The sequence below is a fragment of the Kineococcus sp. G2 genome (assembly GCF_037154035.1).
Taxonomy (GTDB): Bacteria; Actinomycetota; Actinomycetes; order Actinomycetales; family Kineococcaceae; genus Kineococcus.
Genome location: NZ_JBBBEM010000003.1, coordinates 23,993 through 37,751 on the forward strand (window position 1 = coordinate 23,993; position 13,759 = coordinate 37,751).

The following is a 13,759-nucleotide window of genomic DNA, read 5'->3' on the forward strand; positions in this document are numbered from 1 at the left end:
TCAGCGGACCCCGCGCGCGAGCAGTTCCAGCAGGTAGGCCCCGTAGCCGCTCTTGGCCAGGCGCTGCCCGCGCTCGCGCAGGGCGTCGTCGTCCAGCCAGCCGTTGCGCCAGGCGATCTCCTCCGGGCAGCCGATCTTCAGGCCCTGCCGCGCTTCCAGGGTGCTGACGTAGTTGCCGGCGGCGAGCATCTGGTCGAACGTGCCGGTGTCCAGCCACGCCGTGCCGCGCGGCAGCACCTCCACCCGCAGCGCGCCGCGTTCCAGGTAGGTGCGGTTCACGTCGGTGATCTCGAGTTCCCCGCGGGCGGAGGGGCGCAGCGCCTTGGCGATGCCCACGACGTCGTTGTCGTAGAAGTACAGGCCGGGCACGGCGTAGTTGCTGGCCGGGTTCGCGGGCTTCTCCTCCAGCGACAGGGCGTTGCCCCGCTCGTCGAAGGAGACCACGCCGTAGGCGCCGGGGTCGCCGACCCAGTACGCGAAGACGGCCCCGCCGCTCAGCCCGTCGAAGCGGCGCAGCTGGGTGCCCAGGCCGGGGCCGTAGAAGATGTTGTCCCCCAGCACCAGGGCGACGGACTCGCCGCCGATGAACTCCTCGCCGATGACGAACGCCTGCGCCAGGCCGTCGGGGGAGGGCTGCACCGCCCAGCTGATCGAGATGCCGAACTGCGAGCCGTCGCCGAGCAGGCGGCGGAAACCGTCGGCGTCGTGCGGGGTGGTGATGACCAGGACGTCGCGGATGCCGGCCAGCATGAGCGTGGACAGCGGGTAGTAGACCATCGGCTTGTCGTAGACGGGCACGAGCTGCTTGCTGATCCCCTGGGTGATGGGGTGCAGCCGGGTGCCGGATCCGCCGGCGAGGATGATTCCGCGCATGGCACCGTAGTATGACGCTCATGAGACTCCTGGTCACCGGCGGTGCAGGTTTCATCGGGAGCCACTACGTGCGCTCTGCCCTGACCGGGGTGCACGGCGCGCAGGACGTGGAGTCCCTGGTGGTGCTGGACAAGCTCACCTACGCGGGCAACCTCGCGAACCTCGACCCGGTGGCGGACGACCGTCGCCTGGAGGTCGTCGAGGGCGACATCACCGACGCCGCCACCGTGGACGCGCTCATCGCCCGCGCCGACGCCGTGGTGCACTTCGCCGCCGAGAGCCACGTGGACCGCTCCATCACGGGTGCGGCGGGTTTCGTGCACACCAACGTGGTGGGCACCCAGACGCTGCTGGACGCGGCGCTGCGCCACGGCGTGGAGAAGTTCGTGCACGTGTCCACCGACGAGGTCTACGGCAGCATCGAGTCCGGTTCCTGGTCCGAGGACCACGCGCTGGAGCCGAACAGCCCGTACTCGGCCTCGAAGGCGTCCAGCGACCTGCTGGCGCGCGCCTACCACCGCACGCACGGCGTTCCCGCGGTGGTCACCCGCTGCTCGAACAACTACGGGCCGTACCAGTTCCCGGAGAAGGTGATCCCGCTGTTCATCACCTCGCTGATGCGCGGCGGCACGGTGCCGCTGTACGGCGACGGGCTGAACGTGCGCGACTGGCTGCACGTGGACGACCACTGCCGCGGCATCCAGCTCGTCCTGGACGCCGGGCGCCCGGGCGAGGTGTACAACATCGGCGGCGGCACGGAGCTGACCAACCGGGAGCTGACCGAGCGGATCCTGGCCGCCTTCGGCGCCGGCTGGGACCGGGTGCGCGAGGTCGACGACCGCAAGGGGCACGACCGGCGCTACTCGGTGGACATCTCCAAGATCCGCACCGAGCTGGGGTACGAGCCCCGCCACGGCTTCGACGAGGGCCTGGCCGCGACGATCGCCTGGTACCGCGAGAACGAGCAGTGGTGGCAGCCGCTGCTGAAGCACCTGTCCGTGGTGCGCTGACCCCGGGTGCGCTGACCCCGGGCCCACCGGCCCGGCCGGGTGCGCGCCGCTGCGGGGGCACGCACCCGGGGCGGGCGGGACGACCGCCCGCGCCGCCTCAGAGCGCCAGGGGCTGGGCGTCGCCGCGCAGGTCCACGGCGCTGGAGGCGGCGGTGAGGAAGTCGTCGTGGCCGAGGGCGTCGGCCTCGCGGACCACGGCCAGGCCGCGCGCGCGGAGCATCCCGGCGATCTGCTCCTGGTGGTCGTCGACGTGCTCGCCGAACTCCGCGCGCCGCGGCACGAGGATCGGCAGCTTGCCGGCCTGCAGCGCCTCCAGCGCCACACCCGTGCCGGCGTGCGCGATCACCAGGTCGGCCTCGCGCATGGCCGCGCCGAGCTCGGCGGCGGGCACGGCGGGACGGGCGTCGACCACGGGCAGCCCGCTGGTGTCGGTCGTGCCGGTCTGCCACAGCACCTCCGCTCCCGCCTCCTGCAGCATGGGCGCCAGGTGCTCCAGGAGCCGGCGGAAGCCGTAGGTGCGGGAGGTGCCCAGGGACACCACCACCCTGGAGACCTTCTGGGCCTGCTCGACCGGCCGCACCTGCCACCCGTCGAAGACGGAGCCGGCGTACTTCCAGCGCCGCGAGGCCCAGGAGGAGTTCTGGGTGTACAGCTCAACGCCGGGCACCCGGGACAGGAGCCGGCCGCTCAGGGACGGCCCGTCCGTGCGGGTGGCGCTCTCGATGTAGTAGGCGGGCGCGCCGTGCAGGCGCGCCTGCGGCAGGACGGAGACGGCGAGGCTGGAGCCGGTGCTCACCACGGCGGAGACCTTCCGCCGCTTGAACAGCGGCGAGGCGAGCAGCGCGTTGTGCACGGCGGCCCTGACGTCACGGGTGGGCCCGGGCTTGACCCAGGTGACCTCCTCGCCCTCCAGCAGCGACAGCGACTGGGGGGTCGGGACCGTCACCCAGTGGAAGGTGTCGTGGAGGGGGAGCCTCCTCGCGAGGGTCTTCAGTTGCATGAGGTGTCCGCCGTCGTTGGCGACGAGCAGTGCTGTCATGAGCGAGACCTCGTCCGGATCGCGGCCACCCGGTCGGAGCAGCCTGTGACAGCGCGCACTGTAACCATCTCCCAATGTGACTGTCACATGATGATCACCACACGCGCACCTCCCGGTGCCGGGCGCTCACACCCAACTCGGCAGCCACATGCGGTCCTGCCACGCCCCGTAGGGGACGACCTCGGCCGTGTGGACGGGCCAGAAGTAGGCGAAGCACGCCACGCACGCCACCACCACGGTCCCCGCGGCCACCGCTCCCAGGCGCCGGCGCCGCAGCGCGGCCTCCACGCCCACACCGCCGCGCAGCACCGCCGCGCCCGGGTCCGGCCCGAGCAGCAGGCCCAGCGCGAAGACCACGCCGAGCACCACGAACGGCACGAGGGCCACCGCGTAGAAGGTGAAGATCGTGCGCTGCTGGTACTGGAACCACGGCAGGTACGTCGCGGCGTAGCCGGCCAGCACGGCCCCGGCGCGCCAGTCGCGGCGCAGCGCCCACCACCACAGCAGCACCAGCAGGGCCACCACCCCGGCCCACCACAGCACCGGCGTGCCCAGCGAGGTGATCGCCTTCGAGCACTCCGCCACCTCGCAGCCCTGCTGGCCCAGCTTCGGCGCCTCGTAGAAGAAGGACGTGGGACGGCCCTGGACGAGCCAGGACCACGGGTTCGCCGAGTACGGGTGCGGGCTGTCCAGGCCGACGTGGAACTCGTACGCCTGCTGGTGGTAGTGCCACAGCGAGCGCAGCGCGTCCGGCACCAGGTCGCCGATCCCCGCGGAGGGGTGCTGCGCCCCCCACCGTCGGTCCCAGCCCGCCTCGGAGGCGAACCAGCCCGCCCAGGTGGCCACGTAGACGACCACCGCCACCGGCACCATCGCCAGGAAGGCGGGCACGCCGTCGCGCCAGGCGGCCGCCGGCAGCCACGCGCGCACCCCCACCGCCCGCCGCGCGCCGGCGTCCCACAGCACCGTCATCAGGCCGAAGACGGCCAGCACGTAGATCCCGGACCACTTCACCCCGCACGCCAGGCCCAGGCTCACCCCGGCCGCCAGCCGCCACGGCCGCCACCCCAGCCGCGGGCCCGGCCCGCCCGCGCCGCGCTCGGCGACCGCCCGGGCCAGGCGCTCCCGGGCGCGGTCGCGGTCCACCAGCAGGCAGGCGAACGCCACCAGCACCCACCAGGACAGGAAGACGTCCAGCAGGCTGGTGCGGCTCTGGACGAAGTGCAGGCCGTCGGTGGCCAGCAGCACCGCCGCGGTCACCCCCAGCAGGGTGGAGCGGAACAGGCGCCGCGCCACCCGGCCGATCAGCAGGATCGACAGCGTGCCGACCAGGGCCGCCGAGAAGCGCCAGCCGAAGGAGGAGTCCACCCCGAACAGCCACTGCCCGAGGCCGATCATCCACTTGCCCACCGGGGGGTGGACGACGAAGTCGCCCTCGGTGCCGAACACGTCCGGCGTGCCGGCGGTGAACAGGGCGTCGGGGGTGGGGATCGACTCGTCGTTGCGCAGCTCCACGCCGTGCTGCAGCAGCGACCAGCCCTGCTTGACGTAGTACGTCTCGTCGAAGACCAGCTGGTGCGGCTCGCCCAGGCGCCAGAAGCGCAGGAACCCGCCGATCGCCGTCACCAGCAGCAGCGGCAGCGGCAGCCAGGCGCGCCGCCACGACTCGCCGGTGATCTCCGAGGGGCCGCCGAGCAGGCGCTCGCGGGCCGCCTCCACGCTCCACCGGGCGGTGCGCTCCGTCGTCACCGCGCTCACCGCCCCCTCCTCGGCAGCGGCCTCACGCGTGGTCCTCGCAGCGCTCGATCACGCGGTTCATCGTAGGTGCGGGCCGTGCTGCGCCGGGGGCGGTGCCGCGCCCGGCGGGGCGTGCGCGACCATCGGGGGGTGGAGGACCAGGTGACCCCGGCCGGGCCCGGCGAGGGCCGCCTCGTGCTGGCCGCGACGCCCATCGGTGACCCCGGCGACGCCTCGCTGCGCCTGCGCGAGCACCTCGCCGGCGCCGACGTCGTCGCGGCGGAGGACACCCGCCGGCTGCACCGGCTGTGCGCCGCGCTGGGTGTGAGCACCGGCGGCCGGGTCCTCAGCTACCACGAGCACAACGAGGCGGCCCGCACCCCGCAGCTGGTGCAGGAGGTCGCCGCCGGCTCCACCGTCCTGCTCGTCACCGACGCCGGGATGCCCTCGGTCTCCGACCCCGGCTACCGCCTGGTGCGCGCCTGCGCCGACGCCGGCCTGCTCGTCACCGCGCTGCCGGGCCCCTCGGCGGCGCTCACCGCCCTGGCCCTGTCCGGCCTGCCCAGCGACCGGTTCGCCTTCGAGGGTTTCCCGCCCCGCCGGCCCGGGCAGCGCGAGCGAGCCCTGCGGGAGCTGGCCGCCGAGGAGCGGACGCTGATCTTCTTCGAGTCCCCGCACCGCACCGCCGCCACGTTGTCCGCCATGGCCGCCGCCTTCGGCGCCGGGCGCCCCGCCGCCGTGTGCCGGGAGCTGACCAAGACCTACGAGGAGGTCGTGCGCGCACCGCTGGGGGAGCTGGCCGACTGGGCGGGCGCGCGCGAGGTGCGCGGTGAGGTGTGCCTGGTCGTCGCCGGCGCCGAGCCCGGTGCCGGTGCCCTCGGCGAGGCCGAGCTGGTGGAGCGGGTGCTGGAGCGCGTCGGCGCGGGCGAGCGGCTCAAGGACGCGGTGCGCGAGGTGGCGAAGGCCCACGGCGCCACCTCGCGGGAGCTCTACGACGCCGCCGCGGCCGCGCAGCGGGCCGCTCGAGGGTGATTCCCTACCCCTCGGCGAGGCGGGTGTAACCGGGACTCACCCGTTCGCCAGCACCCCGAGGGCGGAGAGAGTAGGCGCGCGGGACCCCCGATGCAGAGAGGGCAGCAGAAACCCTCGAACCACCGGAGCCAACGATGCGCACCAGCACCGCCCCCCGCCCCGCCCGCCGTCGCGCCCGCGCCCTGCTGGCCGCCGCCGCGATCGTCGCGGCGCTCGGCGCCGGGACCGGCGTCGCGCCGGTGGCGCAGGCCGCGATCTCACCCGTGATGTCCTACGACGGCGCCAGCGTGAACAACGCCCGCATCCCCGCCGAGGCCATCGGCATCGAGACCGCCACCGCGGTGGAGTTCGACCGCGGCACCTACTGGATCGGTTCCGCGCAGGTCGGCACCATCGACTCGGTGACCGGCGACGGCACCGTGTTCCGCGGCACCGGCACCGTGGACCTGGCCGGGCGCAGCGGATCGGTCACCCTGGTCGCCAAGCTCTACAAGGGCAAGTACATGGTGCAGAAGGTGTACAAGGTGCTGCGCCTGGTCCCGCCGGTCCCGCTGGGCATCCCGGCCGGCTGGCCGAACGCCGACACCACCGGGGTTCCCGCGGGGAAGGTCCTGCAGCCGGTCGGCGACCTCGAGGTCACCACCCCCGGCACGGTCCTCGACGGCCTGGACATCGGCTGCCTGACCGTGCGCGCGACCGGTGTCGTGGTGCGCAACTCCCGTGTGACCTGCGCCGACGGGCGCATGCTGGCCGTGTCCCTGCAGGGCGCCAAGGGGTTCGTCATGGAGGACTCCGAGATCGACGGCGGGAACGGTGCCGCCGAGGTCGCCATCGGCTGGGGCGGGTACACCCTGCGCCGGGTGGAGGTGCGCGGCACCCAGGACGGTCCCCGCCTGGGTTACGACGTGACCATCGTCGACAGCTGGGTGCACGGCCTGGTCCGCGACCCCGACGTGCACACCGACGCGATGCAGTCCACCACCGGCGCCCGCATCACCGTCCGGCACAACACCCTGGACCCGCGCACCCCGGGCGTCGGCGACTTCCTCAACGCGGCCGTCCAGCTCGGCACCGAGACCGGCAACCACGAGCTGCGCAGCGTGCTGTTCGAGAACAACTACTTCAACGGCGGCACCTACTCGGTCAACGTCAGCTGCACCGCGCGGCTGACCGGCAGCGTGGTGTTCCGCGGCAACAGGTTCGGCCACGGGGGCAAGTACGGTCCGGTCATCGCGCCCGCCGGTGTGACGTTCACCGGCAACACCTGGATCGACACCGGCGCCGTGGTCCCGGTCGAGTCGGCCTGCTGACCTCCCGGTCCCTCGAAAGGGGGGTGGGAGAATCCGGGGTGGGCACGCTGCGCAACCGCTCGATCGCTCTAGAGTGCCCACCGTGCCGACTCCCACCGCACGAGCCGACGCCCCGACCAGAGCCGTCCGCCTGGTCTTCGCGCTCGCCGTGCTGGCCCTGCCCGCCCAGGTGGCGATCCGGCACGTCGCCTCCGAGCCGTACCCGGGGCTCTACCAGCCCTCCTTCGGCGGTGTTCCGCTGGCCGGGCGCGAGGCGGTGACCACCGAGGCGTCGGTGACCGTCGAGTTCGCCGGCGGCGCGACGCGCGCCGTCGGCGTGGAGGAGGTCCTGCCGCCCACGAAGGTCCTGCCGCGCTTCGTGTTCACCCGCGGCTTCGGCACCCAGGAGCGCGCCGACGACCCGCGCACGGTGGCGTGGCTGCGGGAGCGGGTCGCCACCCTCGACGAGCGCACCGCCACCGCGGTGGACGTGCGCTGGCAGCGCGTGGGGTACTCGCTCGACGACGGTTCCCGGCGCGTGGTGGAGGAGACCTCGCACGTGCGCGTGGACCTGGGGGCGGCGCCGTGAGCGGCGCGTGGGGCGCGTTCGACCGCTGGGTGGCGCGCGGGCCGTTCACCGCCACTGACCTGGGGCGCTACCGGGTGCTGTTCGCCGTGCTGCTGCTCCTGACGCCCTCCCGCTTCACCTGGGTCGCGCCGTTCCCCGACTCCTTCGTCAAGGGCCCGCCGGGGCCGTTCATGCTGCTGCGGGCCGTCCCGCCGCGCGAGGTGCTGGTGGCGCTCGACCTGCTCGTCCTCCTCGCCGCCGGCTTCCTGCTGCTGGGCCTCTTCACCCGGACGGCGTCCGTGGTCGTGGGCCTCACCCTGCTGACGGGCAACGGGATCTCCTACAGCTTCGGGAAGATCGACCACAGCATCTTCCTCGTGCTCGTACCGCTGGTGCTGGTCTTCGCCCGGTGGGGCGACGCCGTATCGGTGGACGCCCTGCGCCGGCGGTACCGGCAGGACGCTCCCGCGACCGGACCGGCGCCGGCACCCCCCCAGTGGCCCCTGCGGCTCCTCGCCCTGCTGGTGGGGCTGGGCTTCCTCACCGCCGCGGCGCCCAAGCTGCTCAGCGGCTGGCTGTCGCCGGCCACGCAGGCCGTGCAGGGCGTCATGCACACCCAGTACCACGTCAACGGACGCACCGAGTTCCTGGCAGGGACCTTCCTCGACGTGCGCAGCGTCCTCTTCTGGGAGTCCGTCGACGTCGCCACCGTCCTGCTCGAGGGGTTGCTCGTCCTGGCGGTCCTGAACTGGCGGGCGTGGCGGATCGGCATCGCCGTCGCCACGCTCTTCCACTTCGGCGTGCTGCTCATGATGAACATCGGTTTCGCGGCGAACGTCTTCACCGACGCCGCGTTCGTGGCGTGGGGATCGCTGCGGTTGCCCGCGGTGCGGGCGCTGCCGCGCCGCTGGCTCGCCCGGTACGGCTGGGCCGTCGCCGTCGCCGTCGGGGCGTTCGCGGCGTTCCGCCCCGAGGAGTGGGTCGTTCCGCGGCAGGGGCAGCTGATCGTCCTCCTCGGTGCGCTCGTGAGCGCCTGGTACCTGCTGCGGCAGGCGCGGGCGCTGCTGCGGCGCGGCCGTCCCGGCAGCCGGGCCCCGCAGCCGGTGCACGACGAGGCGGCGGCCGCCCGGTGAGACGGGCGGCGGTGCGGTGATCGGCCGCGCCACGGTGGTGGGGGCCGGGCCCAACGGGCTGTCGGCCGCGGTCGTGCTCGCCCGCGCCGGTCTGGAGGTGACCGTCCTCGAGGCCCGCGACGGGATCGGCGGGGGCGCCGCCAGCAGCGACCTGCTCGGGACCGGCGTGATCACCGACGTGGGTTCCGCGGTCCACCCCTTCGGCGTGGCCAGCCCGCTGTTCACCGCGCTGCCGCTGGAGCGCCACGGCCTGCGCTGGCGCCACGGGCCGGTGGCGCTCGGGCACCCCCTCGACGACGGCCCGGCCGCGCTGCTCACCACCGACCTGGCGGAGACCGCCGCCGGGCTGGGACGCGACGAGGCGGCCTGGCGGGCGGTCTTCGCAGGACCGGTACGCCGCTGGGAGGCCCTCGTGCCGGACCTGCTCGGCCCCCTGCTGCGCGTACCGGCCTCGCCGCTGGCGCTGGCGTCGTTCGGCCTGCGCGCGGCGTGGCCCGCGAGCGCCCTCTCCCGCGCCGCCTTCCGCGGGGAACCGGCCCGGGCCCTGTTCGCCGGGCTCGCCGCGCACGCGCTGCAGCCGCAGCACCACCCCCTCACCGCGGCGTTCGGGGTGCTGTTCGGGGCCGCGGCCCACGCCACCGGCTGGCCCGTCCCGGCCGGCGGCGCCGGCGCCGTGACCCGCGCCCTCGCCGCGGAGCTGGAGCAGCACGGCGGGCGGGTGCTGACCGGGCACACCGTCCGGGACCTTCGCGACCTCGCGGTGGCGGGGGAGGCGGACGTGACCCTGCTGGACCTCACGCCGCGGCAGCTGCTGGCCGTCGCCGGTGACGCGCTGCCCCCGAAGTACGCGAGCGCCCTGCGGCGCTGGCGCTACGGCCCCGCCGCCCACAAGGTCGACTACCTCCTGGACGGTCCCGTCCCCTGGCGGGACGAGCGCCTCGCCGGGGCGGTGACGGTCCACCTGGGCGGAACGGCGGCCGAGATCGCCGCGGCGGAGGACGCCGTGGTGCGCGGGCGGCACCCCGAGCGCCCCTTCGTGCTGCTCGCCCAGCAGGACGTCGCCGACCCCGGTCGTGCACCGGGCGGGCAGCGCGTCGTGTGGGCCTACGCGCACACCCCGAACTCCTCGGACGACACCTCGACCGCCGACCGGGTCGACGCGCAGGTCGAGCGGTTCGCGCCGGGTTTCCGCGACCGCGTCCTGCGCCGCGTCACCACGCCGCCGGCCGCCCTGGAGGCCGGCAACGCCAACCTCGTGGGCGGGGACGTCGGCGGCGGGGCGCTCACGGTCCGCCAGCAGGTGTTCCGGCCCGTCGTCTCCACGAACCCCTACGCCACTCCGCTGGAGGGCGTGTTCCTGTGCTCGGCCGCGACACCCCCGGGGGGCGGGGTGCACGGGATGTGCGGTTACCACGCAGCTCGAGCCGCACTGGTCGACCTGTCCCGGCGGCGCCGGCAACGTCCCTCCGGCTGACGCCGACCCCGACGGTGCCCGGAACCACCACTGCCCGGAACCAGCGCCACCCGTGACCGGGGCTCACCCGTTCGCGGTGACCGCTCGGTCGAAGCAGTAGGCGCCGCGGGCCGCCGAAACCCTCAGCAGACGTCCCACGCTGCTGGAGGATCACCGTGTCCACACCCCGTCCAGGGCGACGCACCGCCGCCGCCCGCCCGCACCGCCCGGCGCTCACCGCGGTCCTCGCCGTGCTGGTGACCGCGCTCTCGCTGCCGGCCCTCGCCGTGGCCCCCGCCCGCGCGGCCACCGGTCCCGTGATGACGTACCGGGGTGCCAGCGTGAACATGGCGAACATCCCCGCCACCACCGTGCCCATCACGACCACCACCCCGGTGGTGTTCGACCGCGGCACCTACTTCCTCGACTCCGTGGCCGTCGGGTCCGTCGGACCGGTGGTCCTCGCCGGTGGTTCGCGCAGCGGCACCGGGACGGTGGACCTCACCGGCCGCTCCGGGGCCGTCGCCCTCGTCGCCAAGCTCTACAGCGGCAAGTACCAGGTCCAGACGGTCACCAAGTGGCTGCGGGTCGTCCCGCTGGATGTCTGGAGCGTTCCCACCGGGTACCCGGACGCCTCCAGCACCGGTGTTCCCGACGGCGTGCGGCTCACCCCCTCGACCGACCTGGACGTCTGGGAGGCCGGTGCCGTCCTCGACGGCCTGGACGTGCAGGGGTGCCTCACCGTCCACGCCCCGGACGTCACGGTCCGGAACTCGCGCATCACCTGCGACAGCGAGGTGCTGCGCGCGGTCAGCCTCGTCGGCGCCCCCGGCTTCGTCATGGAGGACTCCGAGATCGACGGCGGCGGCAAGGCCGAGGTGGCCATCGGCTGGAGCGGGTACACGCTGCGCCGAGTCGACGTGCACGGCACCGCCGACGGCCCGCGCCTGGGCAGCGCAGTCACCGTCGAGGACAGCTGGGTGCACGACCTGGTCCGCCGCGACGGCGTCCACACCGACGCGGTGCAGTCCACCTCCGGCACCGGGATCGTCCTGCGGCACAACACGCTCGACCCGCGGCAGGCGGGTTCGGGCGACTTCCTCAACGCCGCCGTCCAGCTCGGCTCGGAGACCGGCCCCCAGGAGCTGCGCGACGTGCTCGTCGAGGACAACTTCCTCAACGGGGGCACCTTCTCGGTCAACGTCAGCTGCGTGGCGACCTTCTCGGACGTCGTGTTCTCCCGGAACCGCTACGGGCACGGCAACCGCTACGGCGCCGTCATCGCTCCCCGCGGCACCGGCTTCCCCACGGACACGTGGGCCGACACCGGCCTGCCCGTCCCCGTGCAGCCGGCCTGCACCTGACGGCGCCGCGCACGCGAACGCAGGGGCCGCGACCCCGGGGTGACCCGGGATCCGCGGCCCCTGCGCGCGGGAGGTGTGCGGGTCAGTGCTGCACGGCCTTCTCCGCACCCGCGCCCGTCAGGGAACGCACCTCCATCTCGGCGGCGCGCTTCTCGTTGCCGCTCTCGCGGCCGGTGACCGAGCCCAGCCAGCCCAGGAAGAACGCCAGCGGGATCGTCACCAGGCCGGGGTTCTCCAGCGGGAACCAGGAGAAGTCCACGCCCGTGTCGCGGATCATCGACAGGCTCGCCCCGGTCGCCGGGTCCACCTTGCCCGAGACGACGGGGGAGAACGCGATGAGCACCAGGCAGGAGATCAGGCCGCCGTAGGTGCTCCACAGCGCACCGCGGGTGGTGAAGCGGCGCCAGAACAGCGAGTACAGGATCGTCGGCAGGTTCGCGCTGGCCGCCACGGCGAACGCCAGCGCCACCAGGAACGCGACGTTCTGCCCGTTGGCGAAGATGCCGCCGACGATCGCGACGGCGCCGATGACGACGACCGTGGTGCGGGCCACGCGGACCTCGCCCTCGGGCGTGACGTCGCCCTTCTTGATGACGCTGGCGTAGATGTCGTGGGCGAAGGACGCGCTGGCGGTGATGGCCAGGCCCGCGACGACCGCGAGGATCGTGGCGAACGCGACGGCCGCGATGATGCCCAGCAGGATCGTCCCGCCCAGCTCGTACGCCAGCAGCGGGGCCGCGGAGTTCGCCCGCCCGGGGGCCGCCCTGATGACGTCCGGACCGACGAGCGCGCCGGCGCCGTAGCCGATGACGAGCGTGAACAGGTAGAAGATCCCGATGATCCAGATCGCCCACACGACGCTCTTGCGGGCCTCCTTCGAACTGGGGACCGTGTAGAAGCGCATCAGCACGTGCGGCAGGCCGGCGGTGCCCAGCACCAGGGCCAGCGACAGCGAGATGAAGTTCAGCGTCGTGGTGCCGCTGACGCCGTACTGCGCGCCCGGCCCCAGCAGCGGCTCACCCAGCGAACCCGGTGCGGACACCGCGGCACCGAGCAGGTCGGAGAGGTTGAACCCGTAGCGGGCCAGCACCCACACCGTCATCACGGCGGCGCCGACCACGAGCAGGCACGCCTTGATGATCTGCACCCAGGTGGTGCCCTTCATGCCGCCGACGAGCACGTACAGGATCATCAGCGCACCGACGACGGCGATGACGAGGTTCTGCCCGGCGCGCGAGTCGATGCCCAGCAGCAGCGCCACCAGGCCGCCCGCCCCGGCCATCTGGGCGAGCAGGTAGAAGAACGACACGGCCAGCGTCGAGATGGCCGCGGCCGTGCGCACCGGCCGCTCGCGCAGCCGGAAGCTGAGGACGTCCGCCATCGTGAACCGGCCGGTGTTGCGCAGCAGTTCCGCCACCAGCAGCAGCGCCACCAGCCAGGCGACGAGGAAGCCGATAGAGTACAGGAACCCGTCGTAGCCGTACAGGGCGATGGCCCCGGCGATGCCGAGGAAGCTGGCCGCCGAGAGGTAGTCACCGGCGATCGCGACGCCGTTCTGGCCGCCGGTGAAGGACCGGCCGCCGGCGTAGAAGTCGGCCGCGGTGCGGTTGTTGCGGCTGGCCCTCAGGACCACCGCCAGGGTCACCACCACGAACGCGACGAAGATCGCGATGTTGACGACGGGGTTGCCGATCTCGGTGCCGGCCGCCGCCGCGGCGGGCAGCAGGGTGGGCAGGGCGGCGTTCACCGGCCGCTCCTCTCGACGCGGTGGCGCAGCTCCTCCGCCGCGGGGTCGAAGTGCCGGTTCGCCCAGCGCACGTACGCCGTGGTGATGGCGAACGTGGAGACGAACTGACCCAGCCCGAACAGCAGGCCGACGGTGATGTTGCTGTCCCCGATGCGGGTGCTCATGAACTCCGGTGCGTAGGCCGCCAGCAGCACGTACGTGGCGTACCACACCAGGAAGAAGGCGGACAGGGGCAGGACGAAGCGGCGGAACCTCCGTCGCAGCGCCTGGAACTCGGGGGAGTCGCGCACGTCCTCGTAGGGCGTGCGGCTCGGCCCCGCACCGGCCGGCGGGCCGCTCGATCCGTGGTCCGTCGTGCTCACCAGAACCTCCTCGTCCTCCCGGGGACCGTTCCCCGGATCGTGAGGACGGTCACGCTAGCCGTCCGGGGTGGCGCAGCGCTCGCGCAACGCCGGACTCGTTACCGGAAGGACCGGACCCCTTTCCGGAAGCCGTCCGGTGCCGGGGAGGGGCC

At 73.7% G+C, this 13,759-nt stretch carries 12 protein-coding genes; 7 read left to right on the forward strand and 5 right to left on the reverse strand.

Annotated elements, in window-relative coordinates; all coding sequences use genetic code 11:
* Window positions 1–873 carry a glucose-1-phosphate thymidylyltransferase RfbA gene (gene rfbA, locus V9U69_RS00230; protein ID WP_337059274.1) on the reverse strand — a complete coding sequence of 291 codons (873 nt, stop codon included), beginning with the start codon at window positions 871–873 and terminating at the stop codon, window positions 1–3.
* Between the two features lie 20 nt (window positions 874–893).
* Between rfbA and rfbB the strand changes: the two genes are divergently transcribed.
* Window positions 894–1,883 (forward strand): dTDP-glucose 4,6-dehydratase, encoded by a 990-nt coding sequence (gene rfbB / locus V9U69_RS00235; RefSeq protein WP_337059275.1) that lies wholly within the window; start codon window positions 894–896, stop codon window positions 1,881–1,883.
* A gap of 97 nt (window positions 1,884–1,980) precedes the next feature.
* Here rfbB and V9U69_RS00240 read toward each other — a convergent pair whose 3' ends face one another.
* Both V9U69_RS00240 and V9U69_RS00245 read right to left on the reverse strand, forming a co-directional pair.
* On the reverse strand, window positions 1,981–2,922 hold the full coding sequence (locus V9U69_RS00240) for a glycosyltransferase (RefSeq protein ID WP_337059276.1): 942 nt from the start codon (window positions 2,920–2,922) through the stop codon (window positions 1,981–1,983).
* 126 nt (window positions 2,923–3,048) lie between these two features.
* A complete protein-coding gene (locus V9U69_RS00245; RefSeq protein ID WP_337059277.1) occupies window positions 3,049–4,680 on the reverse strand; it encodes a dolichyl-phosphate-mannose--protein mannosyltransferase in 1,632 nt (543 codons plus the stop codon).
* A 129-nt stretch (window positions 4,681–4,809) separates the two neighbouring features.
* Between V9U69_RS00245 and rsmI the strand changes: the two genes are divergently transcribed.
* From rsmI to V9U69_RS00275, 6 genes are all read left to right on the forward strand, one after another.
* A complete protein-coding gene (gene rsmI, locus V9U69_RS00250) occupies window positions 4,810–5,691 on the forward strand; it encodes a 16S rRNA (cytidine(1402)-2'-O)-methyltransferase (RefSeq protein ID WP_337059278.1) in 882 nt (293 codons plus the stop codon).
* Window positions 5,692–5,825: 134 nt separating this feature from the next.
* Window positions 5,826–7,001, forward strand: a complete 1,176-nt coding sequence (locus V9U69_RS00255; protein ID WP_337059279.1) for a hypothetical protein — start codon at window positions 5,826–5,828, stop codon at window positions 6,999–7,001.
* An 82-nt stretch (window positions 7,002–7,083) separates the two neighbouring features.
* Window positions 7,084–7,569 carry a hypothetical protein gene (locus V9U69_RS00260; protein WP_337059280.1) on the forward strand — a complete coding sequence of 162 codons (486 nt, stop codon included), beginning with the start codon at window positions 7,084–7,086 and terminating at the stop codon, window positions 7,567–7,569.
* Complete coding sequence (locus tag V9U69_RS00265) at window positions 7,566–8,681, forward strand: HTTM domain-containing protein (protein WP_337059281.1); 1,116 nt, start codon at window positions 7,566–7,568, stop codon at window positions 8,679–8,681. The genes V9U69_RS00260 and V9U69_RS00265 overlap by 4 nt, the downstream gene beginning before the upstream one ends.
* Before the next feature lie 16 nt (window positions 8,682–8,697).
* Window positions 8,698–10,155, forward strand: coding sequence for a phytoene desaturase family protein (locus V9U69_RS00270; protein ID WP_337059282.1), 1,458 nt, complete (start codon window positions 8,698–8,700; stop codon window positions 10,153–10,155).
* 155 nt (window positions 10,156–10,310) lie between these two features.
* Window positions 10,311–11,498, forward strand: a complete 1,188-nt coding sequence (locus V9U69_RS00275) for a hypothetical protein (RefSeq protein WP_337059283.1) — start codon at window positions 10,311–10,313, stop codon at window positions 11,496–11,498.
* A gap of 82 nt (window positions 11,499–11,580) precedes the next feature.
* On the opposite strand, the gene V9U69_RS00280 is transcribed toward V9U69_RS00275, so the two are convergent.
* The gene (locus tag V9U69_RS00280) at window positions 11,581–13,245 is read right to left on the reverse strand and encodes a solute symporter family protein (RefSeq protein WP_337059284.1); all 1,665 of its coding nucleotides are present in this window, start codon (window positions 13,243–13,245) and stop codon (window positions 11,581–11,583) included.
* Window positions 13,242–13,607: a DUF485 domain-containing protein gene (locus V9U69_RS00285; RefSeq protein ID WP_337059285.1), complete on the reverse strand. Its 366-nt coding sequence runs from the start codon at window positions 13,605–13,607 to the stop codon at window positions 13,242–13,244. The genes V9U69_RS00280 and V9U69_RS00285 overlap by 4 nt, the downstream gene beginning before the upstream one ends.
* Window positions 13,608–13,759: the final 152 nt, after the last annotated feature.

Excerpts from the sequence above, each read along its gene's own strand:
- V9U69_RS00255 (WP_337059279.1), top strand. The coding sequence starts at position 5,826 with ATGCGCACCAGCACCGCCCCCCGCCCCGCCCGCCGTCGCGCCCGCGCC.
- rfbA (WP_337059274.1), bottom strand. The coding sequence starts at position 873 with ATGCGCGGAATCATCCTCGCCGGCGGATCCGGCACCCGGCTGCACCCC.
- rfbB (WP_337059275.1), top strand. The coding sequence starts at position 894 with ATGAGACTCCTGGTCACCGGCGGTGCAGGTTTCATCGGGAGCCACTAC.
- V9U69_RS00240 (WP_337059276.1), bottom strand. The coding sequence starts at position 2,922 with ATGACAGCACTGCTCGTCGCCAACGACGGCGGACACCTCATGCAACTG.